The sequence below is a fragment of the Alloalcanivorax xenomutans genome (assembly GCF_900217905.1).
Taxonomy (GTDB): domain Bacteria; phylum Pseudomonadota; class Gammaproteobacteria; order Pseudomonadales; family Alcanivoracaceae; genus Alloalcanivorax; species Alloalcanivorax xenomutans.
Genome location: NZ_OBMO01000006.1, coordinates 68,352 through 91,872, shown reverse-complemented (window position 1 = coordinate 91,872; position 23,521 = coordinate 68,352). Strand labels below are relative to the sequence as shown.

Genomic DNA, 23,521 nt, shown 5'->3' with positions numbered 1-23,521 from the left:
AAGGACGAGGCTATGCTATCGACTCAGCGGGTCTATCTGACCTCCGCCGCCATCATCGTTTCCCTGGTCGCCCTCGGCGCCGCCTTCCCCAAAGCCTTCGCCAGTACCGCCGCCACCTTGTTATCCAGCCTGAGCCGCTACTTCGGCTGGTTCTACCTGCTCAGCGTCTTCGTGTTCGTGGTGTTCCTGCTGGTGCTGGCGTTCAGCAAGTACGGCAAGATCCGCCTCGGCCCCCAGGACAGCACGCCGGACTACAGTCTGTTTTCCTGGCTCAGCATGCTGCTTTCCGCCGGCTTCGGCGTCGGGCTGGTGTTCTACGGCATGGCCGAACCGATGCTGCATTTACAGGAGCCGCCCCACGGTCTGGCCGAACCCGGCACCCGGCAAGCCGCCGCCCTGGCGATCCAGTACAGTTTCTTCCACTGGGGCGTCAATCAATGGGCCGCGTTCACCCTGGTGGGCCTGATCATCGCCTTTTTCCAGTTCCGAAAAGACCGCCCCGGGCTGGTGTCGACCATGGTGGAACCGGCCCTGCGCGACCTGCCACGCCGTCAGATCGCCTCCGATACCCTCGACGTGATGGCGGTGATCGCCACCGTCACCGGCGTCGCCACGTCTCTCGGGCTCGGCGTGCTGCAAATGAACGGCGGCCTGGAGTCGGTGTTTGGCTGGCCCAATGATGTCTGGAGCAAGGTCGGCATCCTCGGCGCCATGTTCCTGTGTTACATGGCGTCCTCCTATACCGGCCTGGACCGCGGCATCCGCATCCTCAGCAATCTGAATATGGTGCTGTGCCTGACGCTGATGGCCTATATGCTGATCACCGGCCCCACCGTGCGGATCTTCGACGTGTTCGTGAACGGCCTGGGTGATTACTTCGGCAACTTCATCGAAATGGCGCTGACCATTCCCCCGTTCGAGCGCGGCGACTGGATGGACCGCTTCACCGTGTTCTATTGGGCCTGGGTCATCGCCTGGTCACCGTTCGTCGGCACCTTCGTGGCGCGGGTATCGCGCGGGCGCACCATCAAGGAGTTCGTGTTCGGCGTGCTGCTGGTGCCGCCGTTGCTGGCCTGCGCCTGGATCGCCGTATTCGGCGGCACGGCGCTGGACCTGGACCTGACCCAGAACGCCGGCCTCGCCGCCGTGGTTCACAACGACGTTGCCAGCGGTTTGTTCAAAATGTACGAGATGCTGCCTTATGGCTATCTCCTCAGCGGCCTGACCATGGTGCTGCTGTTCATTTTCCTGGTCACCTCGGCGGACTCGGCCACCTACATCGTGGCGCAGATGACGGATCAGGGCTCTCTCAATCCACCACTGAAAAAACGCCTGACCTGGGGCGTGCTGATTTCCGCCATCTGCATCACGCTGATATCGGCCGGAGGGCTGAAGGGCCTGCAATCGGCGGCACTATTGGCCGCCCTGCCGTTCGCCCTGGTGCTGTTTCTGATGGTGATCGTACTGGTGCGAGAACTGCGCGAAGATCGCCGCAATATGCTGCTGGATCTGTATCACCGCAATGAGGGCACACCGGTGGGCGGCGACCCGTTCGAAGCGGAGGAATTCACCGATCTGGCGCCGGAGGAAAAGATTCGCCGGCGCCTGACCGCGGTGAATCGCACACCGCCGGGCTGACCAATCGCCCTTGCGGAGGAGACGACGAAGCCGCTGTGGGAGCTTGTAGCAACCTCTGAATTCATGTCCCCGAGACTGGTTGCTCCAGCTCTGCCAGGGAAACGGCCGGTTCGGCTTCGTAGCACCGGCGCAGCAAGCGCATGAAGGACTCCGCCTCCGGAATCGTGGTCCCGCCAATGGCGGTGACCGCGATACCCGGTGTCCATGAGTTCATCACCGCCGCCCCGGCCAGATCGCCAAGACGCTCCAGAGTGATCTCTTCATGACGCTGGGCAATGCCAAGGCGATCCAGTTGCCGCTGAACCATGCCCATCATGGTGCCGTGCAGGATCGCCGCCCTGGGCCAGACAACCGCGTCGCCATCCCAGAACACCAGATTCCAGATGGTGGCTTCACTCAATCGCCCCTGCCGGTCGAGAAAAGCAGCGTCGTCAAAGCCCTGACGGATGGCCTGATGCAGCCAGTAGGTCTTGCCGGCTTCGCCAACATGTTTGATCGCCGCCAGGGGACGTTCATGCTCCACCACGCTCAACCTCAGCGGCCCCCGGGGGCCCTCCGCCGGAGTATCGGTGCGCACCAGCACCTCCGGCTCTGTATCCATGCTGCGGCTGCTGAATTCACCACCACCAACGAAAACCGTGACCGTCAGTGATTGATCCGCCGGCCCGGCGTCGATGGCTGCTTTGATATAGGCACGCATCCGTTGATCGGACACCGCCACGCCAAAAAATTCGATGGAGGCTTCACGCAGGCGGGTCAGATGCAGATCGAGCCCTTTGACCTTGCGGCTTCGCACCTGCATCGCGGTGAAGTGCGCGAACCCCGCGAACGCCAGGGGCGTCACCTCCGCGACGGTGACCGGACGGCCGTTGATAGCGGCCTGATAGGGACGATTTTCAATGGACATGCCACGCTGCTCCTGATTCACATGAAGGAGCCGGCACCTTAAACTGTGACAGCGCTGTCAGAGTCAAGGCGATGAGATGAAAATAGGCGAGCTGTCGAAACGTACTGGCGTGAGCATCCGCATGCTGCGCTACTACGAAGCCGAAGGGCTGCTCAAACCGCGACGCACGGCCAGCGGCTACCGGGACTATGATGCCGCGGAAATACGGACCGTGGAGCGGATCAAGCTGCTCGGTTCCGGAGGCATGACGCTGGCGACGATCCGCCAGTTCCTGCCGTGTGTGCGCGGTGAGGGTCCGGTGTTCGAACCCTGCGATGAGCTTCGTACCGTCCTGCATGAACAGATCCGCCAGGCCGACCAGAAAGCGGAAAAACTGGCGCAAAGCCGGCGGATTCTCCGTAATTTCCTGCACGAGATCGAACAACCCTGAGCCGCCGCGCCTCAGGCTAGGGCCCGCACTAATGGGACAGCACCTGGAAACGGCGCCGCAGACGAAAGCCCTGATCGTCCACCAGTGTGAGCGTATGCCAGCCGGGCGCCGCCTGGATCGCCCATTCGTGGAAATGAGCGGTGCGCCCCAGATAGCGGTCGTCCAGGTGCCAGAACAGTTCGGCGTCATCACGTTCATGCACCACCCGGAACACCGCCCCACCACGCTGCCCGCCCAGTTCCACCGGCAGATAGAGCGCGGAGCCGGCGTGGGGATAGATCACCGCCATCGGCGCCCGTGAACTCAGCGCCCGGGCACCCGCCGCGCAGTCTTCCCGCCAGGCCGGCAGGGGCCGGTATTCCGGGTGGCGGAAGCGGTAGAAATAAGCCTGCGCCGGCGGCAGCACGAACCAGTCGCGGGCGCTCATGGCGGCCACGTTCTCGCAACCGCTGTGCACCCGCCGCCCTTGATCGTCCACATGCACACGCAAATGATGTGGCGTGACGGCTTGGAAGTGGCTGTCCAGCGGCACCAGCACGGTACGCGCCGAGCACTGCCCGCCGGCCAGATAGCCATCGTCACGGCACACCCGCAGTTCCTTCAGATCGCCCAATGGCGCCTGAGGCCACTCCGCCGGCCCCAGCAGGCTGAACAGATCCAGCATCAGCGGCGCCGCGGTGGTGGCGCCACCCAGCGCCGGAGCCGGTTCGCCGTTGCCGTTACCGGCCCAGACGCCCACCGTATAGCGGCCGTTGCTGCCTATCGCCCAGGCGTCGCGCAAACCGTAGCTGGTACCGGTCTTCCAGGCGATCGCCTGGCTGGAACGATACAGCCGCCATTGCCGGGCGGTGCCGGGCCGGGCCACGTCACGCAGCGCCTCCAGCGTCAACCAGGCAGCTCCCGCGCCGATCGGAAACGGCTCCGGCAGCGGCTGCACATCGCTCAGCACAGTAACCGGCGCCGCCTGGCCGTCACGGGCGCTGGCCATCAGTCTGGCGTACAGCGCCGTCAGCTCCATCAATTTGCCTTCGGCACCGCCCAGCACCAGGGTCAAACCGTAGTTCTCGGCATCCCTGAACAGCGTGCTCATTCCCATGGCACGCAACTGGTCATGGAAGCGGGCCACGCCGTATTGGCGCAGCATACGCACGGCGGGGATATTCAGCGACTGGGCCAGGGCCTCGTGGGCCGGCACCGCGCCCCGGTATTCACGGTCGAAATTCTCCGGACTGTAACCGCCGTAATTGGTGGGCAGATCGGGCACCAGGGTATCCGGCAGCAGCAGGCCTTCCTGCAGCATCAAACCGTACAGCAGCGGCTTGAGCACGCTGCCGGTGGAACGGGGACGCCCGGCGATGTCCACCGCCGCCCCATATTCACGGCGGTCGCCGTGGGTGACATTGCCCACATAGGCGCGCACCGCCAGATCGCGATGGTCGATCACCACCACCGACAGATTATGCACGCCGTCGTTGGCCAGACGCCGTCCATGCTGTCCGGTAAGGGCGTTCACCCGTTGCTGCAGCCCGGCGTCCAGCGTGGTGTGAATCAGCGGGGAAGTGGTGTCGGCCGCCAGGGTGTCGAGCAGATGCGGTGCCAGCGACGGCAACCGCGCGGTGCGCGGCAGCGGTTCCAGCTTCGCCAGCCGTAACGCGTCCGCATCGATCAGCCCCCGTTGCCGCAGGGCTTCCAGCAGACGGTCCCGCTTCGCCAGTAATTGCTGCCGCTGCCGCCCCGGGTGGATCAGCGCGGGGCTGTTGGGCAGCACCGCCAGCAGTGCCGCTTCCGCCCAGCTCAGGTCGTCCGGCGCGCGCTGGAAATAGCGCCATGCCGCCGCTCTCAATCCCACCGTGTTGCCGCCGAACGGCGCCCGGCTGGCGTACTCCACCAGAATCCGCGACTTGCCCAGGCGCCATTCCAGTTGCAATGCCAGCAACGCCTCGCGGGCTTTTTCCCACAGGGTGCGGGGCGGATCGTCCCGCAACAGCCGGGCCAACTGCATGGTCAGGGTGGAGCCGCCGCTGACCACCCTTCCGGCGCGAATATTGGCCACGGTGGCCCGGGCCAGCGCCAACGGATCGACACCCGGGTGCCAGCGGAAACGGCGATCCTCGAAGGTCAGCAGGGCTTCACGGTACTTGTCCGGCAGCGTCTCCACCGGGGCGAAGCGCCATTGTTGATCCGCGGCGATACGGGCCGCCAGGGGCCGCCCGTTTCGATCCAGCATCAACACCGCATAGTCACTCCGCTGCAGCGACGCCGGCAGCGGCGAAAACTGCAGCAGCGCCAACGCCGCCAGCACCACCAGCAGCAGTGCCGCCAGGATGCGCCGGCGGCGTGAGGGAGACGGTTTTGTCATCGTGTTCCAGATGTTGCCGGGTAGCGCCCGGTGACCGGCCGGACCATTCGCGGCCCGGCCGGTGAGGGCTATTCCGCCACCACTTCCACCCATTGGCCACGCTTACGGGACTGAATAAAGCCCTGATACATGGCTTCCACCTGCCAGCCGGGCAGATAGAAACGGCCGGCGAACGAAGCGTTCAGCTCCACATTCACGGTACGCGTGGCACCGGGTTTCAGGGAGAAATAGCTCAGCACCCGGTCGTCGCGCACGTCCTGGTAATCCAATGGGGTTTCCTTTTCGTCCTTGGCATCGTCCACGCCAGTGGACGACAAACGCGAGGCGATCTGCCAGCCGGAGGGCACGATTTGTGTCAGCACCAGATTTTCCAGACGGCGGTTGGTGCGATTGGTCACCTTCACCCGGGCGCGGAAATCCGTGCCCTGGGTCAGCCGCGCGGGATCCAGCGGCGAGCCGTCCATCGACAGGAACGTCACCGACAGGTCGAGTCCCTCGGACACCGCTTTTTCCTGACCCGGAGCCGGCGTGCCGACGGTGGTCATGGTGGCGAACAAACGGCGATCGCTGTCGTTGCGGACCACGATGGACTCGCCGTCATCTTGGATCTCCAGCGGCTGCTGGAACACCGGGCTGGTGGCGTGGGTTTCCCGCCAATCGCCCTCGCCCTGCCGCCAGGCCAGATCATAGCCGTCCCCGGCGCTTTCATCGCCGGCAAAGCGCGCCATGGCCATCAGCGACCAGGCCAGACTCTGGGTGGAGAACCAGCGATCGGAGGCCAGATCATCGGCCACCACCCGGGCTTCGTCCCAGGCCCGCGCCTGATCGCCGCGGGCTTCCAGCACCATCATGCTGATGGCGCGGTCACGCAACGCGGAGCCAAAGGTGGGGCCGGGCTCATCGTAGTCGCCCACCTCGCCATCAATGGCGATCAATTCACCGGCCACATCGGTCAGTCCCATTTGCTGATAGGCGGCGGCCAGCAACCAGCGGGCGGTATAACGGCCATGCTGGTTGCGGCTGTCGCTCACCGCCAGCGCGCCGCGCAGACGGTTCATGGCACCGACTTCCGGCTCCCCGGCCAGCGCCAGGGTATAAAGCCGGTAAGCCTGGCTCGCCCACTGCCAGGCGTACTGACCGGGGTCGCTGGCCAGCCGCCGCTGATAGTTCCGCCAGCCGTCGATCATCCGCGCCGGTACCGCGTAGCCAAGGCGGCGTGCTTCCACCAGGAAGTGGCCGGCGTAGGAGGTGCCCCAGTCGCTGGCCTGGCCACTGCCGGGCCAGTAGCTGAAGGCGCCGTCGTTCAGTTGGAAGCGGCGCAGCCGGTCAATGGCGCCGGCGATGTTGTTCTGCACTTCCTGTTTCTGGGCGTCACTGAGCCCAACCAATTGGTGCAGGTACAGCTGCGGCAACACCGTGGAGGTGGTTTGCTCGACGCAGCCGTGGGGATAGCGGATCAGGTATTCCAGCCGCCGCTCCAGTCCCATGGCCGGCAGACTGCTGACCGTCAAGGCGCTTTGGTTGGTGCCCGGCAGACCATGGGGAGTCCAATCCAGCGCCCAGCTGTCTCCAGGTTCCAGCACCTTGAGCTGCTCCCGGCTGGTGGGCGGGTTGGCGGTGCGGATCGGCAGATTCACCGTCTCCCCGGCCTGCTCCTTACCCGCTTTGGCCGACACCGTGACCCGGGCGATCCCCACCTGGTCACCGGCCTCCAGTGACAGCGTGGCGATCTTGTCTCCAGGCTCCTCGAAGGTCAGCCGGGCGGTGTCCCGGGTGACCTTCAACGGCGGTTCCGCCTCCAGGTTCAAATCCACATCGGTAATGGTGTCCTCGGTGGCGAAGACATTCACCGGCACCTGCAGGGACTCTCCCGGCCCCAGCACCCGCGGCAACGTCGACAGCAGTGTTAACGGCTGGGTCACGGTGACCGGGGTGTCCGCCTTGCCGTAGGCACGCTGCTGGCCGTCGCGATGTCCCGCCACCACCATCACCCGGACCTCGCCCATGTAGGCCGGCAACTGAACCTTGTGTTCCTGCTCAGACTTGGCCTTCAGTTCGAATGGTCCGGCGAAATACACCACCGGCGGGAACCGGCGGCGCTGGGCTTCGGAGCCATCCATCAGCCCCTCCGAGCCGCCCACCGCCAGCATCCGCTCCAGCTCCCCGCCGTAGGCGCCCACCACCTGATCGAACAGATCCCAGGTGAGCACGCCCAGCGCTTCCCGGCGGAAGAAGGTTTGATGGGGGTTCGGCGTTTGGAAATTGGTCAGACCCAGCAGGCCTTCGTCCACCACCGCCAGGGTATAGGTCATCGCCCTGCCCTGCTTCTCGGACACCGTCACCGTCAGTTCGCTTTCCGGACGCACTTCCTCCGGGGCTTCTATATCCGGCTCCAAGCGCGTGTCCGGGTCTTCCACCAATAACGGCACGATGCCATAGAGGCGAATCGGACGGTCATTGTCGCGGTCCTTGTGCGCTTGCAGCAGAGTGGCGTGCACGTAAACGTTGGGCGCCATGTCCGCGGTCACCGGAATCTCCAGGGTGAAGTTCTCCTTGTCACCGGGTTTGACCCAGTAGTGGCGCAAGACCCGCGAGCCGCTTTCCAGACTGACCAGCAAGCGTCCGGCGCCGGACACCGGCACCTTCACCCTGGCCATCTCCCCGACCTGGTACTGTTCCTTGTCGGTGGACAACGCCAACCGGGAGGCGGCGTCACCGCCACCGCCGCGCTGGCCGCTCCAACCCAGGTATACGGTCCGTGCCGCGCAATGCCCGCCTTTGTCATCACAGACGCGCACCAGGTAGCGGCCCCAATCGTAATCCGGACCGTTCAATCGCCATTGCACCCGCCCCTTGTCGTTGGTGGTGAGCTGGGTGGCCTTCACCTTGCGGGTATGCGGGTTACTGATGAAATTGGCGAGATCATTGGCGCCCCGATCCCACCACCAGCGCCAGTCGATACGATAGACGCTCAGGGTGACGGAACGGGATTCCGGCTGACCTTCCTGGTCCAGGGTGAGCAGATCCAGATTATGGTTCTGGTCGCGTCCGAGAGCACCGCCCCAGCCATCACCTTCCGGAACCCGCAGTCCTACCCAATGCCGATACGGCGCCACCGGCAATCGCTGTACCTGGGTGCTGTAGTCGCCGCCATTCTCGAAAATCCGCGTGGTCACCAGCGCCGCCGCCATGCCCGGCGGCGTGACCGCCGGCACCGCCAGATTCACGGTGGCGTCGCCGGCGTCGTCCAGGCGTCCCTCGAAAGCGGTGAACGGCTCCGCCTGCAGGGTGCGGGACGGATCCTTGAAGGTGTAGCCGGCATACCCCGGGAAGGGATCGGCGCCGTTGAGCAGGCGCACCTTCACATCGGCCTTGAGGGCACTGGCGCGGGCACCATTGAGCCATTGTCCGTGCAGCGCCAATGGTGTGCTCTGACCGGCGAAGACCTGCTCGGGGGCGGTCAGCTCAATACGCAGCCGGTTGGGTTTGATCGCTTCCACCCGTAGCCGGGTATCGAAGTCCCGCTCACCCAGACGTGCCACCGCCCGCCAGTTGCCGGTGGGGGCGCTTTCCCCGGTCTTCAGGGTAAAGGTGTAGAACCCGTTCACCGGCTCGTCGTTGGTATAACTGGCGACCTTGTTACCGCGCGGATCAAACCAGTCCACCGTGACCGGGTGATCCGCCGGCATGCGTTGTTGCGGGTCATCCAGTACAAAGGTCAGATGAATATCATCACCGGGCCGCCAGACATCCCGCTCACCGTAAAAGAACCCTTTCAGGCCATCGAGAACCCGCTCGCCGCCGGTGTCGAACTGGTTGGAAGGCAGCGCCCGGTTGCGGGCCACCTTGAGATAGCCTTTTTCCTTGCCGTTTTTCGCCACCAGATAGAAAGGCGTGCCGGATAATTTCAACTCCGCAATGCCGTTATCGCCACTGCTGGCACTGCCCAGGGACTGGTGCTGGTAGTTGTAAGCGGTAACCTGGGTTCCCGCCAGGGGCGTGTTGGTATCCAGGGCGGTGGTGACCACCAGCATCCGGTCGTCCTCCCCCTGCTTGGCCAGCAAACCGAGGTTGGAAGCAATGAAAGAGCGGGAGCTTTCCGCCTGATTGTTGTAGGCGTAATAACTGTCGCTGCAGGGATTATCACGCTCGTCCCAGCGCAGGTAGCCGGCATCGCGATAATAACGGCTCACTTCGTCGTCCTGGCCCGGTCCTTCGTAATTGTCCGGCAGCGTGTTCTCACGCCGCGGCCCGCCGTCGCCGCATTGGTAATGAATGCTGCGCGGGTCCACCTTGAGGGTAAGCAGGACCAAACCATTGGGGTGTTTGGCCATCAGCTCGGTCAGATCGAGCCGGTACCGTTGCCATCCCCGCTCCTCGGACGGCGGTAACTGCAGGGTTTTCTGCCAGAGATAACGGCCGGTGCGGGTGTCCGGATGCTGGTTATCCAGATCACGGGATTGCAAATAGGAGGTGATGTTGTTCTCGAACACCTCGAACGCCTGTACCTGGATAGCGCCGGCGGCGGCGGCCTCGAACGGCACGCTGAGCACTTCGCCCCGTGGCAGAATGGCCCCTTCGCCGACAAACCGTACAGCGGGTTTGGCCATACTCAATACCAGGGATTGCTGGTACATCTTCTCCAGCGTATGGCGGGAGGCGCTGACCACGCCCGGAGCGATCTGCAACACCGCCTTCTCGTCCACCTCGTCGCTTGGATAGACCAGCAACCGGGAGCCGTCGACCTGCACCCGGGCGCTCTTGCCACCCAGCGCCACCATTCCCAGGAAGTCCTGCCCCGCCTGCAGGGCCTCGGAAAATTGCACCACCACATGACGGTCGGGGAAGCTCTCCGAGCGGACCGAGGTAACGGCGAACTGGCCGGGCCGAGGTACCGAATAACTCCGCTCGCCCGCCCCCGACTCGCCCACGGGCTCACCATCCCAGGCCAGGCGGACCTCCTCGCCGACATCACGGCGGATGCCGGTAACCTGGAAGCGGTGGGTCAAACCAGCGGACGGGTGTTCCCACACGATCGGCAGCGACGTCTCACTCTGTTTGGCGGAGAGCACCGATTCCAGCGCCTGATTATCCACCAGATCCAGGGTATCGATCCGCCCTTTCAGGATCATGGTGTCGCTCCCTTCCGCCGGCGCCAATGCCTCGACCCGGATGGTCAGTTGCTGGCGCAATACGGTCAGCCTGGTTTCCAGCGGAGGCAGACTGTCATCGACTCCGGAAAGGCCCTGAGGAAACAGAGTGACAGTGAAATTTTGATCACTGCGCAAGGGTTCCAGAGGCCGTATCTCAAGCCGGTCACGGGCGGTGAACACCGCCGTGAAAGGCCGCTCCGGGCGCAGTTTCACCACGCTTTTCTGTGGTTCGTTGAGCGCGCTCTGCTCCACCACCGGATGGGTGAAACGGAATACCAGTGGGGAGCGGGAGCCCGTTTCTCCCCGCGGCCAGCTGTCCAGATGAGTACGCCAACGGGGATCGGGCTCACTGTCGGCGGCCACCGCGGCCCCGGCCTGTTCGCTTTTATCCCTGGCGGACGACGCCGATTCGTCGGCGGTGTCACAAGCCCATAAACCCAACAGCAGCAGAGACACGCCAATCAGGCGTAGAGCGGAGCTTTGCATTCCTTGCCTACCTTATTGGATGGTGTAATCAGGCTAAATTAGCACACTTCCAAACCCGACCCCATGCTGTCGTCTGTGCACAAGAATTGACCACTCAAGCCGAAATCCCGGGCGATAAAGCAAATGTTTTTGCATTTCAGTGGCGCCATACTCAAAGCCGTCAACGAGGTCCCATCTGTTGACATCGGAGTTGTACTCCGTGATAGCTCTCCCGAGCCAAACGATTCACGGCGCCCCATGGGCGCCGTTTTTTTTAGTGCAGCATAAATGTCTGGTATTCCAGCCGGCCCATGCTGCGGTTCACCAGCCACAATCCCGCCACCACACATACCCCCAGTGCCAGCAGGAAACCATACCCAAAAAAGGCCGGCCCCAGCTTCAGACTGATCAGAGTGAATACCACATTCAGCACCAGGAACGTGCCCGTCAGCCACACCAGCACCCGGCGCTGGTCCAGATAGCAGAACACATTGATGATGGCCAGGAACACCACCTGAAGCCCCGCCGCCACCAACTGCACCCGCAGTAACGGTAAGTAAAGCTCGGAGATACCCAGCGCGACAAAGATGTCCGGCGCCGCCACCATGATCAACAGGGCCGCGATCGCCTGTATCTTGATGATCTGGAACACACCGAGACGAATCGTCGCCACCATTTGGTTACGCATGTCTTCGATATAGGACAGTGATCCCCCTTCACGCACCGCATCGTAGAAATTGGTGTAGTACTCCACGAAGTCAGTCTCCATACGCACCAGGAACACCGCCATGCCAGGGATCAGAGACAAATAGGCGAGGAAAACCGGGATATCGTAAATGAGCGAGGCCCGCAACGGTCCGATCACATTACCGCCGGTGGATGGCGCCACCCAGAAAATAATCTTGTCAGCCCACACTCCCGCGTTGAAGAACAGTCCCACCAGCATCAGACTCGGATACAGCCAGCGCCGGTCAAACAGGTCAAACGCCACCGAACGGCTGGTGGGATAGCCACGCACGATCAACACCAACATACCGCCAAGCAGCGAAACCTGGCCAACCAGGAAGCCCAACATGAGCCCCTCCAGGTCCATGAAACGCAGCAGGTATGCCGCTCCAACGGTCAATGCATAACCCAATGCATAAAGCAAAACGATCGATCGGTACTGCTTCAAACCGGATAAAAAAATGGTGGCGATCCAGATATTGCTGACCACTACGAAGCTGGCCACCGCGACGATCCGGAACAACACGCTTTGCTGAGGAAACAGGAACACCGATACCAGCATCGACAACACTCCGGCTGCCGCTGTGACGACCAGCGTTACCCCGCCGAAGTTGGAAAGCACCATGGATTCCCGCTGCTCGAAAATACGATCAGCACAGAAACGGGTAAAGGCCAGTTGCAGGATACCGGTAAGAATCAGGCTGAAGGCGATAATGTAGGTAACAGTGACCTGAAACTCACTGATTGCCGTCGCCGGCGACACCACCGACACGCTAATCAGACCAACGATCAAGATGCCAAGAATCGACAGCACCCAGGGCCCCGAGCCGATCACTCCGGCGTAGGCATAGGCGCGCAACATCCCCAGCAGAGTATCCCGGCGCATCAGCTTGCGCAGTTCGAAACCGATCCCCGCCATCAGCAATCCTCTCCGTTCACGGACCGGATGCCTCCGGTGGGGCTCAACAAGGAACCATAAAGCTGTCGATAAGCATCAAACATGACGTTCTGGGTATAGAATCTCTCCACTCTACGGATACCGGCCCGCTGAGCCGCCCGCCAGCGCCGCGGATCTCCCAGCAGGTCAGCCACGGCGTTTCCCAATGCCTCCGGATTGGCGATACTGACAACTTCCCCGGCTTTACCCAGCGCCCGATCCTCCTCGCCAAAACCTTCAACCAACTGCCGACAGGAACCGACGTCCGTGGATACCGCCGGCACACCAGCGGCGAACCCTTCCAGTAACACCAGCGGCAGCGCCTCACTGATGGAGCTGAGTACCACCACCCCGACCTTCGGAAGCAAATCGGCAATTTTCTGGAAACCGAGGAAATGAACGTGATTTTCCAACTGCAAGCTCTGGATCAATGCCCGGCATTCTTCCGCGTACTCCGGGTCTTCATCCTCAGGGCCGGCGATCCAGCCTTCCGCAGCGGGTAGCCGGTTCACCAGGGTACGCATGGCACGCAAGAACGTCTTCACATCCTTGATCGGCACCACCCGGCCGATCAGGCAGGCCACCGCTGGAATGGCTTCACCGCGCCGCGCCCGTATCGCCTGCAGGGCCGGCAGGTTGATGCCATTGGGGATATTGCGGGTGCGCTCCGCGGGTGCGCCATCCTGAATCTGCCGCAGCCGGTTGGCTTCATAGAGCGCGACGATCTGATCCGCCGCCTGATAGCATTCCCTGCCCAGTTCCTCGAAGAAGTGAATCCATTTTTCGCGGAAATAGGCCATTTCCGCATTATTGCGCTCCGCCAACCCACGGTTATCGCTGATCCACTCACTTTGGAACAGATCGATCTTACGCTCTTTTGTATAAATACCATGTTCGGTCAAAAGCAATGGCTTACCGGTCCGGCGCTTGAGCATTGCGCCGAGGAAACCCGCATAACCAGTGGAAATACTGTGATACATACCGGCTGGAATCAGGTTTTCAGCGATGCGCTGCAACGTCCAGATCGGCGCATGCATGATTCGCACTGTCCAGAAGTAATCGACAAAAGAAGGGTCCCTGCTATAACGCCGGTAACTGTCGGAGATCAGGTTCCAACTCGCTTCACTCCGCAAGAAGGCTTGCTCCGACAGCGCGCCATGATCCCCCAACTCTGCAATCAGCTCGGAGAATAGACGGTTCCGGTCTCGGCTTACTCTCCGGCTGCGTACCGCCCGATGGAAACGGTCGACCTTCTCGAACATCTCCGGATTCCCACGCAGCGGCGCCTTCTTGACTTCACGATGCGCGTCATGGAGATAGTGCACTTCCAGATGCACCACATTTTCCGGCAGTTCGTACTTCATTTCGCCGTAATCTTCCCTCCGGCTGCCGACAAAACAACAAGCAAACCGGTACTCCGGAAACCCGCGGATAATCTGGTTGACCCAACTGGAAACGCCGCCGCTGACGAATGGAAAGGTCCCCTCCAGTAACAGACAGATATCGGCGCTGTCAGCGTGGGGCAGCTTCATGCGCGTCTCCAGTATCGGGCTGACTGATTCAGGGACGAAGACCGTGTGTTATCCGCGATGGCCCCCATGAGCTTGCGCACACGGGTATACTGTCCCCGCCACAAGGCCAGTTCGGCCAGCCAGGGGTTGACACGTGAGGCAGGCAATCCAAGCATGCGACAGGACATGAAACTCTGTTCTGCTTCCGTCAGCCGCCCTTGCGCCAGACAAATCCGTCCCTGCAACAGCCACATACCGCCATCGTCCGACTTTTCGCTCAATGCGACATCCACATAGTGGTAAGCGCGATCCAATGCCAATTGGCGGATGTCTCCCTGTACCAGGTCCTGATACACCAATTCCCAATACAACTCGGCCAGACGGCGATACAGACGATATTTACGGGAAAGCGTGGCGGAGTCCAAAAGCCGCATGGCACGGTCGATCTGCCGGGTGATGGCTTTCTCTTTCTGGTCGAGGATGCCGTAGGCCAGCAGCCGGATGTCATCAACCTGATCATCCAGGGTGTCCCTCAGCACTTCTCCGGTGGAACGGGTGGGCATGCGCCGTACCGTCATCATGCCCTGCAGGCGCAGCTCCGTCGGTGAATCGGAAGACAGCAACAGCGTCTTGAGGTCTTCCTGCCGGAAACCGCCGCCCGCGGGCATCGGCACCGGATTGAAAGCCGGCGCGGAAACGGTTACAAATGGCTCCTTGCGAAACGCCGCGGGCAGAAAATAGCCAACCAGAACACCGCCGAGAATAGCGACCAGTCCGAAGGCCGGAACAAAAAAGGCCAGACAGAATGTCAGTACCCAGGACCAGATCCTGGGTTTACGGAATCCACTGGGCAACAGAGCCCAGGCGCCACTGGCCAGCAGTAAGGATGCCACCGCGTGCAATCCCAGATACTTGATCAGCAACAGATCGTCACTGGAGCGGGATAACAACAAAACGAAAGCACCCGCTTCCAACAGCAGAGCATAGACAATCAGAAAACGAGGCTCATGCATGGGAGGCCTCCAGCACATCCCGTATTTGTTCCCCAACCGGGCGCCCATCCAAAAAGCGGTACGAAAATGCCACACTCGCTTGTGCCAGGGACCCCACATCGTAGTCGGTCCGCAACCAGTCATCGACACGACGCTGGAAGCTCTCGAAGCCGTGCACACCGGTCATCGGCATCAGCAACACCAGATGGTACCGCTCCCAGTCCACCCACCAGTACCCGTCCATGGTGCGCCGGGTTCGATTCAGCGCTTCCACGATTTGCCGGGCCTTGTCGGTCTCGTTCGGCACGAACATGACCATCGCCGTGTCCACCTTACCAGCAGCCGCCAGACGGTTCAGCGCCACCAACTCACGACCGAACACGGGCGCCAGACTGGGCCATTCGCGGCACAAGGCCTCCACCTCGGGCCCGTGTTGCACGATGTCGGCATAAAAGTTCAGTAACAACCCCATCAATTGCAGATTCTCATGCGTGATCGAGAGAAAAGGCATGCGCTCGACCACCACCACGCCAACCAGCTCACCACTGCTGTTGATAACCGGAGCACAGACCCAGTAATTGCCGTCGTAACGATCCGTGCTTTCCCCCATTTGCACGTGGGCAAGAGTGCGATTGTCCAGAGCATAACGAAGTAGCCCGTCACTCAGATCAAGCGGTTGATTATCCCCAAGAACAGCAACAGGCGTGGTCTCCAGGTGCTCCCCCACCAACTGATATACGGCGCCGCGCTGCAGTTGACAGTATTCCGCGAGCATGTTCAGCAATTCCTCGCTGCCGGGCAGACTTTGCTCCCGGCTGCCGTCCATGACCACGGTACGCAACCGCAGTAATGCGTCGCGCACGGTGTACGGTTTAGTCAGCAGATTCTCTTCAAGACGGTCATGGGAAAGACGCAACAGCACATGCCGTTGCGTGAGGTTGCGCAAGCGTTCCAATGCGTATCCGGCTTCACTCTCGGCGCGGCGCAACCGTGTTCGCCACATGTCCGCGAATTCACCCGTAATCAAGACAATGATGTAGCCGCCAAGAAAAGTCAGTTCCGGAAATTCAAGTCCCGGATACAGCCCTACCGACTTGCAGCCAAACCACACTGCCAGCAGGGTCAACATCGCCAGCGACCCAAGCAACGATCCATAACGCAGTGCCACCAGCATCGCCGCCACCAGGCTCCAACGGATCCCCCCGGTGAGAAACAACGGATCCCCCGCGCGCACCAGAAAACCAATGGCGGTGGCCGCCAGTACCACCATAGGCGCTTCCAGCCAGGCCAGCACGCCCGGCCCCGGCGGCGCCAGGAAACGGACGAAGCGGTTGTCCCGGAGTTTACCGAGCATCAGTCCAGTACCGGTGCAAGCAGTTTATCAATCACGCGTTGTCCGGTTTCACCCAGCGACTGCCGCGCCCAACCCGCCCGGGAGCCGGTACCGCTATACAACAGCGCCCCTTTACCATCACGAATCTCCAGCATCACGCCCACCGCGGGCTCACCATCAACCCCGGTCTTATAGCGCCACTCATGCACCACACCGGACACCACATAGTCACCATCGCGCTGCGAGGCCCATTGCGTCATGGCGCGCTGGCTTGCCTCGGAAGCCGCCTCGAACAACAAACCATCCCCATCTTGCTGGCGATAGCTTTCCACCTGAGAGACGCCATGTTGCGCCAGCACCGCCTCGGTGATCGCTTGAGCCCGAAGCCCGGCCTGAGGAGTGGTGGTTCGGTTCACCATCGGCAGAACCAACCAGTGGGCATCGCGGAAGAGCTGGACATCCTGGCTTCCACGCACATGGGTGGTGCCGCACCCTGTCAGCATGACCAACCCCACACACAAGGCGAGCAGTGGCAATTTCATGGCGGTTTCTCCTAATAGTAGAACTGATATTCCAGCCCCAACCGGTAGCTGTCTTCTTGACCGCCTCCGGTATTCAGGCCCCGTTCGAAATAAAGTCTCCAGGCATCCCGGCCCAGCCACGGCCCTTCCGCTCCGACTCGCGCGACAAAACCGGTGCCTGACAAGCTGTTATCGGTGACACCGAATTCGCCCCAGGCCTGTATACGGTGCGGCCGTATATGAACATCCGGCATACCCAGCAAAAACGCCAGTTCGGTCTCATGATAGCTTTGCGGCACCGCCAGTGGATTACCAGTGGCGTGTATGACATCGATTCCGGGATCAACCGGGCGCTGTCCGGAAAAACCCGCCTGGGAATGACGAAGACGCACCCCCGGTGACCAGCGCGACAACCATGGCCTCCAACTGGTATACGCGGAGACCAGAGTACCCTCGCCAAGATCCCGGTCACGCAGATCCTGATAATCGTAATGAGCCAGGGAAACACCGTTCCACCAATGCGCCATGGGACGCCAGTTCGTTTCCAAGGCAACCCCGGAACGCTGTCCCATCAGCAATAATTCAGATGTCTCATCGGTGGGAGCCCGCCACTGGGCCTCGATACGCCAGTCGATGTCACGAAAGGGTTCTCCGCTGACACTGAACTCCAAATCCTGGCGGTTATAGCCAAACAAGGAGCGATGTCCGAACCGCAGGCTCAGTGCCCGTTTCCTGCCTTGATAGGCGGCAGCCACGGTGAGCCGCTGCTCGTCCTCCCCGACCTGCAATTGTTGCTGGTCGTTACTACTGAACCGGCGCCGCGAGCCCTCCCAATCCAGATGCCAGCGCTCAGCGACGGGCCATCTCTGCCCCACCTGGAACAGATCCACATCCAACGGGCCGAGGTGACGCCGCTCAACACTCGATGCCACTTTATGAGACGCGGGCAATAACAGCGATTCCTGTTGCGGATGGCGGTCCGCCACTTCGGGGGCATGGTACTGCTGCCGCGCCAACTGGGCCGCGGCCCATCGCTCCCGGCCCAGAGTGTTATCCGCTTCCAGCCGCTCCCCGGCGGTCAGGGGGTCAGCCGCGTCGTCACGCAGTGTCCTGATTGCACCATGGTCGCTATCCAGGTAGGCCAATGCCATAGCCGAGCCCGGCGGCAACGGCCGCCCCAGTAGCCGACCTTCACGCAGATACCAGAGGCGGGCCAGCTCCGGGGCGTCCACCGATAATGCCCATTGCGCCAACCACTCCGCCCGGGCCGCCTTCATCTCAGGCGGGGTATCCGCCCAGGCCCGCTGCTGAAACCGCAGCTGTTCATCCGCGCTGGCGAAGCGGGCCGCCAACGCGGACCGCATTTCCTCGAACAACAGGGTCTCGGCGGAGGTCATGTCTTCCGAAACAGGGGGAGAACGCCACAACTCACGCATCACCGGCCAAGCCTGATCCTCACGCCCCGACGCGATCAGTGCCTGGGCGTAGGACCAGCGGCGGGTCCACTGTCGCGGCGCCCGCCCGAGCATGGCCAATTCATAACGCAGCGCCTGCTCCGGCTGATCCAGCGCCATATGGGCAGCGGCCAGTGGCATCCAGAACCGTTCATCCTGGCGGGCACTTGGTTCCCAGCGCTCAAGTAACCCGGCCAGCGCTTCATCAGTACCGTCGCTGACATTTATCCATAGCCAGGCCACCCGGGTCTGCGTATCGTCCGGGTCCAGAATCAGGGCGCGCGACAGCGCCGCCCGGGCGCCCTCCAGATCCCCCCGGCCCTGCCGATAATCGGCCAGGAACCGCAAAAACGCCGGGTTTGCCGCCAGCCGTTCGAAGTTCGTGGAATCCAGATTGTTGAAGAAGTCATCAATCGCCTGGCGCTCGCCCCGGGCCGCCAAGGCCGCCAACATACCCACGGCCATGTCCGGACGCCCGGTCCGGTTCCAGAGCCGTTCCAGAATGGCGGCCACCCGGCGCGGTGCATGGAAACGCGCCAGAGCAATGTACTGGTAATAGTCCGCCACCGAAGCATCGCCGTTATCATCCAGACGCCGGTAGGAGTGCAAAGCGGTTTCCCAATCGCCCAGTTCCATCGCCATTACCGCCAGCCGCCGGGTAACCCCGGCCTCGTAGGGCAAGGCTCCGGCATCCGCGCGCAATCCCCGGTAGGCCGTTTCCCGTTTCCCCTGCAACCACAGCAAGTCCGCTAACCGCGTCGCCATCTCAGACTCCACGCCATACCGATCCATATAACGCCGGTAATAGGAGGCCGCCGCGTCATCGTGTCCGATGTGTTCCGCTATCCGCTGTAATTCCTTCAGCACCGCACGCCCCGGATGGGAACTGTACCATTGCCTCAAAAACGCGAAGCCCTCTTCCGGCCGACCCAGCAATTCGTACTCCCGCACCACCTTTCCAACCAGATCGGGATTACCCGGATCAGCGCGCAGCATACGGCGCCGGGCCTTGAGCAGCAGTTCGAAATCGAAAGTTTGCGGCGCCAGGGTCAGAACATGGCGCCAGGCCTCCGCATCATGTCCTTCCTCCGCCAAACGCAACCACGCCGCCAGAGACGCTTCGGTGTCCCCCTGCCACCCGGTCACCAGCGCCATCCGTTCAATCCAGAGCGGATCGTCTGGGCGCCAATACAACGCGTTCTCGACTACCTGTCTGGCGCGGGGCAGGTTGCCACTGCCCACGAACACCTGGTAACCGCCTTCGTAGTAGCGGTGCTCATACGGCGCCGGCGGCTGTGCACTGGCTGCCATGGACTGCATCAGCAACAGAGTGGTTGGAATCAACCAGCGTCCATTCATGGTGTTCCCAACCCTTGATCCAGTTTCAGCAACAGGATCGCGTAACGTTCCGCCAACTGATATTCGCCAGCGGCCCGAGCCATGTTCATCAGTCGATACAGCACTTTCTGGTCGTTCAGAAACGGCGCCGCCTTACGTTGCCCCAGGGCGGCGGCTTCCCTAATCAGGCCTCCACTCTCCAGGCTCGATAGCGCGGCCAGGAAATAACGGCGGCGACCATAATGGTTCTCTTGTGACGCCATTGCCAACAGGTACTCATCCGCCGCCTCCCGATACTGTCCGCGGGCAAGCAAAGCCGCCGCTCCCCGGGCATACCAGGCCCCCGGATACGCCTGCCGGGCCGCCAGTTGGCGGTAGGCCTGGACCGCCGCGTCAGGCAGGTCGAGTATCAGCGCCATTTCCGCGTATCGCTCCAGTTGTCGCAACGACAAAGTCGTGCGGTCAACGCGCTCGAGGGCAGCGCGAGACTGCCCCCAAAGCGGGTCATCGCGGCGCTGCCGGGCTGGAATTTCCATCAGCGCCACAAACGGAAGCCGTGAGCGTAACCAGGCCTGTGTCGCGAGAGTCGATGGATCGCTGGCATGGCGGGAAAGATGGTCCAGTTGTTCCTCGGCTTGCTGGAGCAACCCCAGGTCCATCAGATTGCGCGCCAGTACCAGACGCACGCCAAAATCATCGGGCTTGGCCCGCAACCAGGCGTTGGTGTAGGACAACGTCACCGCATCCATGCGGGCGCTGCGCAGCGAGCCAGCGAGATCCCTTGGGAAAACCAGCCAGCACACCACGCCGATCAACAGAACCAGCGCCAGCAGTTCCGGCGGCCCCACTATTCGCCAGCGATCACGGGCGACACTGTAGCCGTAGCTCGTTGAGCTCACTGCGGTCACTCCTGTAACGATAACGATCACCTTCGCGGGACACGGGCCTGATACGGCGTTCGTTCTGGCGCAATTCACAACCGGGGGGCTGCTGCAGAGTGAACAACAACGGCAGCGCGCTTTTCAGCGAGAAAGTGATGCCCTCCGCATCGCGTTCAAACGCCGTCAAACGTCCGTTGGCATCCCATATCCCCGGCGCCGTTCCCTCCGTTCCGGGCTGCCAGCTGGCACGGCCTCCGGACAGGTGAAGGTAGGGCCCGGTGCCGCCGCTCTGATAGCCGGCCAGCCCCTGGCTGGTTCGAAGATCGGGTAATGCCACGCCTTCCGGGAGACGCAGGGTGCGCAATTCCCCTGCCCCCAGAACCCGCCACCGGTTTCCCTGGCGCGCCACCACCATGCGATTGAAATCAAGCACCTTTTTCACGTAGTCGGACGCGAACACGGGATTGACCGGCTGACTCAACGCCCAGTCGTAAACCTTTTTCAGCGACGCCAGGGACGCCTTCTTGCTGGCGATATAGGTGTGGTAGTAGATATCGATGGGTTTGAAGCGGATCGGTTCTCCGGTCAACTCAAACGTTTCAATGACGCGTTGAAACCCGTAAAACGGGCCGAGCCACTCTCCGGTGTACAGATTCTCGTTCTGGTTCGGAGCAAACACCTGATATTCGTCACCCTTGGGCACGCCGATCCCTTTGATCAGCGTCCAGGTAGACGCGCTTTCGGTGATCACCGTGTCGCTGCCGTTCATATTCAGAAGACCGGCCTTGCGAGTCAGTTCCAACGCTTTTTCCGGCGGGTTGGTATCGCCACTCCAGAGCACCATTTCCACCCTTTTGCCCGGCGGCAACAGATTTTCCTCGATATAACGGGCGGAGCCAGCCAATTCTCGTTCCAGATCCAGGGTGTAATCCGGCACAGCCAACCGCAGTGCCCCTTCGGAGCCCTGAGTCTCCGATGGATGAGCCGCTGCTTCATACCAATAGAACGGGTGTGAATAGGTGTGAGTAGCGGCTTCCACATGCCGCAACCTGAAAATACGCCGGGCGATGTCCTCCAGTTCCTCGGCCCTCTCCGGGTAGAGTCCGGTCCGCGCCACTTCCCCCTCAACCACGGAGATGGTGGTGGGTACGGGGTAACGCTTCAGTATTTCCTGCAGCAAAACCTCGCCAGCGGCCTGATAGCGATACCCCCTCACCTCCGCCAGACTGGGGAACCCGTCGCCATCCATATGCACAAAAAACAGTCTGCGGCCGTTTTCCGTGGTGACATCGGGGATTGGCATCGGTGGTAACTTCAATGCCTGACGCAGAAAGTCCAGCGGCTGAATCACCCACCGGTCCGTCACATCCGCATCGCTGATCGTAGGGAGAATCGAGCGTACTACATAAGGATCAAGCGCGTATCCCCCCCAACCGGTGATGGCCACCGGCATATAATCCTCCCCACCCGCCCTCAGGGTCAGCCAGGGCTCGGCATTGTCAGCACTGATCGGAGATGACACTTCCAGCAGCGCCGGCAGCGGCGTTTCGAAGCCGATCCCCGGCGCTTTTGTTATCACCCTCGGACTTTCCTTAGGCTCCGGATGCTGGCGCAGCCCGAACACCTCCGCGTCGGGATCCCCCGGGTCCACCGGCAATTGCCCGACCATGGCCACCGGCACCCCGGCACGGGCCTGCCGCGCCAGCCAGTGCCGGAAGGCCGGTGGTACTCCGGTATCATCATTGAACCAAGTGATAATACCGGCGTAACGACCGTTCAGTGTACCCGCTGGCATCGGCTCGCCCATATATCGGATATCCGGGACCAAACCGAGAAACTGCACCGGCATCAGGCCATAGCGGACCATTTCCGAACGCTCCCAGAGGCCGTCCTGGGCGACGTCATGGATCATCAACACGCGGCGTGGAACAACTTCCAGGTTGCTCACGCCAAGCATGTCCAGTGCTGGATTACTGACCCAGGGCACGACACCATGGCTCTGAATCCGCTGTGCGATGCTTCTGGCCCCGGCCCTGTCCTCAGGAGGAGCGTAATCAATGGCGATGGTGGGCAGACCATAGCGCTGCCGCACCTCCTCGAAACGGGCCAGCAACCATTCACGATCCTCGCCGGACACCGGCTGATAACGCCCGCTGTCAGGGCGCCAGCGCTGGTACAGGGACTCCGCCGCCACCGCATCCACATAGCGGTGAACCACCGGCAATAATTCGAATCCGCGGTTAAGTATGAAGCGGGCCCCGGGAAATGTTTCCCCCACCCGCCGGATCAGGGTCTCCAGCCCTTCACGCTGAGCGGCCCGTTCCGTGTCCGTTTCAACACCCAGTTGGTAGCTGTCCAGAGTATCGAAAAAAAAGCGCCGATATCCCTGGCGCCATAGCGGCCGGATCACCTTTTCAATCAGATAATCCCTCAGTGCCGGCTCGGCCAGATCCAAGACCCGGGTCTGCCAATCCGGATTATCACCCAGGATCCACTCCGAGCGAATGCCAGCGGCATAGTCCCGTGAGGGCAGCACTTCACCGAGGCTGACATAAGCATACACCTGGCCAACCCGATCTGGCGGAGGGACAGGAGCCTGCGCCGGCTCGACCACCGCCATGTCAAAAGCGGCCAGTTCGTCCCAGGGAACCTCTGGCCCATAATAAAACGCCGCGGATGGCACCTGCGCCCGCAAGCCCGCGGCCACCGCGCATAAAAAAACCATGAAGAAAAGCCGCGCCAACATCGGGGAAAAGAGGCTCCGTTGCACTTATTAGTATCCAGTTCCTTATAGATACCAACATACTTGCGCGCCAAAGGTAAGAGAGACGGCATGAAAAAAACGTCAGTCTGTGCGGCGAGTGGAAACCAGATGT

The 23,521-nt window shown here is 61.9% G+C and carries 13 protein-coding genes; 2 read left to right on the top strand and 11 right to left on the bottom strand.

Annotated features, from left to right (window positions below; genetic code table 11):
- Positions 1-12: 12 nt before the first annotated feature.
- Positions 13-1,638, top strand: a complete 1,626-nt coding sequence (locus tag CRO06_RS06215) for a BCCT family transporter (protein WP_022995523.1) — start codon at positions 13-15, stop codon at positions 1,636-1,638.
- Positions 1,639-1,699: 61 nt separating this feature from the next.
- Here the strand turns inward: CRO06_RS06215 and CRO06_RS06210 are convergent, their stop codons facing one another.
- On the bottom strand, positions 1,700-2,545 hold the full coding sequence (locus tag CRO06_RS06210) for an aminotransferase class IV family protein (protein ID WP_097058008.1): 846 nt from the start codon (positions 2,543-2,545) through the stop codon (positions 1,700-1,702).
- A 76-nt stretch (positions 2,546-2,621) separates the two neighbouring features.
- On the opposite strand from CRO06_RS06210, the gene CRO06_RS06205 reads away from it, so the two are divergent.
- Positions 2,622-2,975: a MerR family transcriptional regulator gene (locus tag CRO06_RS06205; RefSeq protein ID WP_031228385.1), complete on the top strand. Its 354-nt coding sequence runs from the start codon at positions 2,622-2,624 to the stop codon at positions 2,973-2,975.
- A 28-nt stretch (positions 2,976-3,003) separates the two neighbouring features.
- On the opposite strand, the gene pbpC is transcribed toward CRO06_RS06205, so the two are convergent.
- The 10 genes from pbpC to CRO06_RS06155 all read right to left on the bottom strand — a co-directional run bounded on the left by pbpC (position 3,004) and on the right by CRO06_RS06155 (position 23,370).
- Positions 3,004-5,334 carry a penicillin-binding protein 1C gene (gene pbpC, locus CRO06_RS06200; RefSeq protein WP_097058007.1) on the bottom strand — a complete coding sequence of 777 codons (2,331 nt, stop codon included), beginning with the start codon at positions 5,332-5,334 and terminating at the stop codon, positions 3,004-3,006.
- Positions 5,335-5,402: 68 nt separating this feature from the next.
- Positions 5,403-10,973, bottom strand: coding sequence for an alpha-2-macroglobulin family protein (locus CRO06_RS06195; protein ID WP_097058006.1), 5,571 nt, complete (start codon positions 10,971-10,973; stop codon positions 5,403-5,405).
- Between the two features lie 253 nt (positions 10,974-11,226).
- Positions 11,227-12,597 carry an exopolysaccharide Pel transporter PelG gene (gene pelG / locus CRO06_RS06190; RefSeq protein ID WP_097058005.1) on the bottom strand — a complete coding sequence of 457 codons (1,371 nt, stop codon included), beginning with the start codon at positions 12,595-12,597 and terminating at the stop codon, positions 11,227-11,229.
- A complete protein-coding gene (gene pelF / locus CRO06_RS06185) occupies positions 12,597-14,147 on the bottom strand; it encodes a GT4 family glycosyltransferase PelF (RefSeq protein ID WP_097058004.1) in 1,551 nt (516 codons plus the stop codon). Before pelF ends, pelG begins: the two co-directional genes overlap by 1 nt.
- Complete coding sequence (locus CRO06_RS06180; RefSeq protein ID WP_236563996.1) at positions 14,144-15,139, bottom strand: hypothetical protein; 996 nt, start codon at positions 15,137-15,139, stop codon at positions 14,144-14,146. Before CRO06_RS06180 ends, pelF begins: the two co-directional genes overlap by 4 nt.
- Positions 15,132-16,472 (bottom strand): PelD GGDEF domain-containing protein, encoded by a 1,341-nt coding sequence (locus CRO06_RS06175; RefSeq protein WP_055100196.1) that lies wholly within the window; start codon positions 16,470-16,472, stop codon positions 15,132-15,134. The genes CRO06_RS06180 and CRO06_RS06175 overlap by 8 nt, the downstream gene beginning before the upstream one ends.
- Positions 16,472-16,993, bottom strand: a complete 522-nt coding sequence (locus CRO06_RS06170; RefSeq protein ID WP_055100198.1) for a hypothetical protein — start codon at positions 16,991-16,993, stop codon at positions 16,472-16,474. The genes CRO06_RS06175 and CRO06_RS06170 overlap by 1 nt, the downstream gene beginning before the upstream one ends.
- A gap of 11 nt (positions 16,994-17,004) precedes the next feature.
- On the bottom strand, positions 17,005-19,785 hold the full coding sequence (locus tag CRO06_RS06165; protein ID WP_097058003.1) for a tetratricopeptide repeat protein: 2,781 nt from the start codon (positions 19,783-19,785) through the stop codon (positions 17,005-17,007).
- Positions 19,782-20,663 carry a hypothetical protein gene (locus tag CRO06_RS06160; protein WP_097058002.1) on the bottom strand — a complete coding sequence of 294 codons (882 nt, stop codon included), beginning with the start codon at positions 20,661-20,663 and terminating at the stop codon, positions 19,782-19,784. The genes CRO06_RS06165 and CRO06_RS06160 overlap by 4 nt, the downstream gene beginning before the upstream one ends.
- The gene (locus CRO06_RS06155; protein ID WP_097058053.1) at positions 20,626-23,370 is read right to left on the bottom strand and encodes a bifunctional glycoside hydrolase/polysaccharide deacetylase family protein; all 2,745 of its coding nucleotides are present in this window, start codon (positions 23,368-23,370) and stop codon (positions 20,626-20,628) included. Before CRO06_RS06155 ends, CRO06_RS06160 begins: the two co-directional genes overlap by 38 nt.
- Positions 23,371-23,521 lie beyond the last annotated feature (151 nt).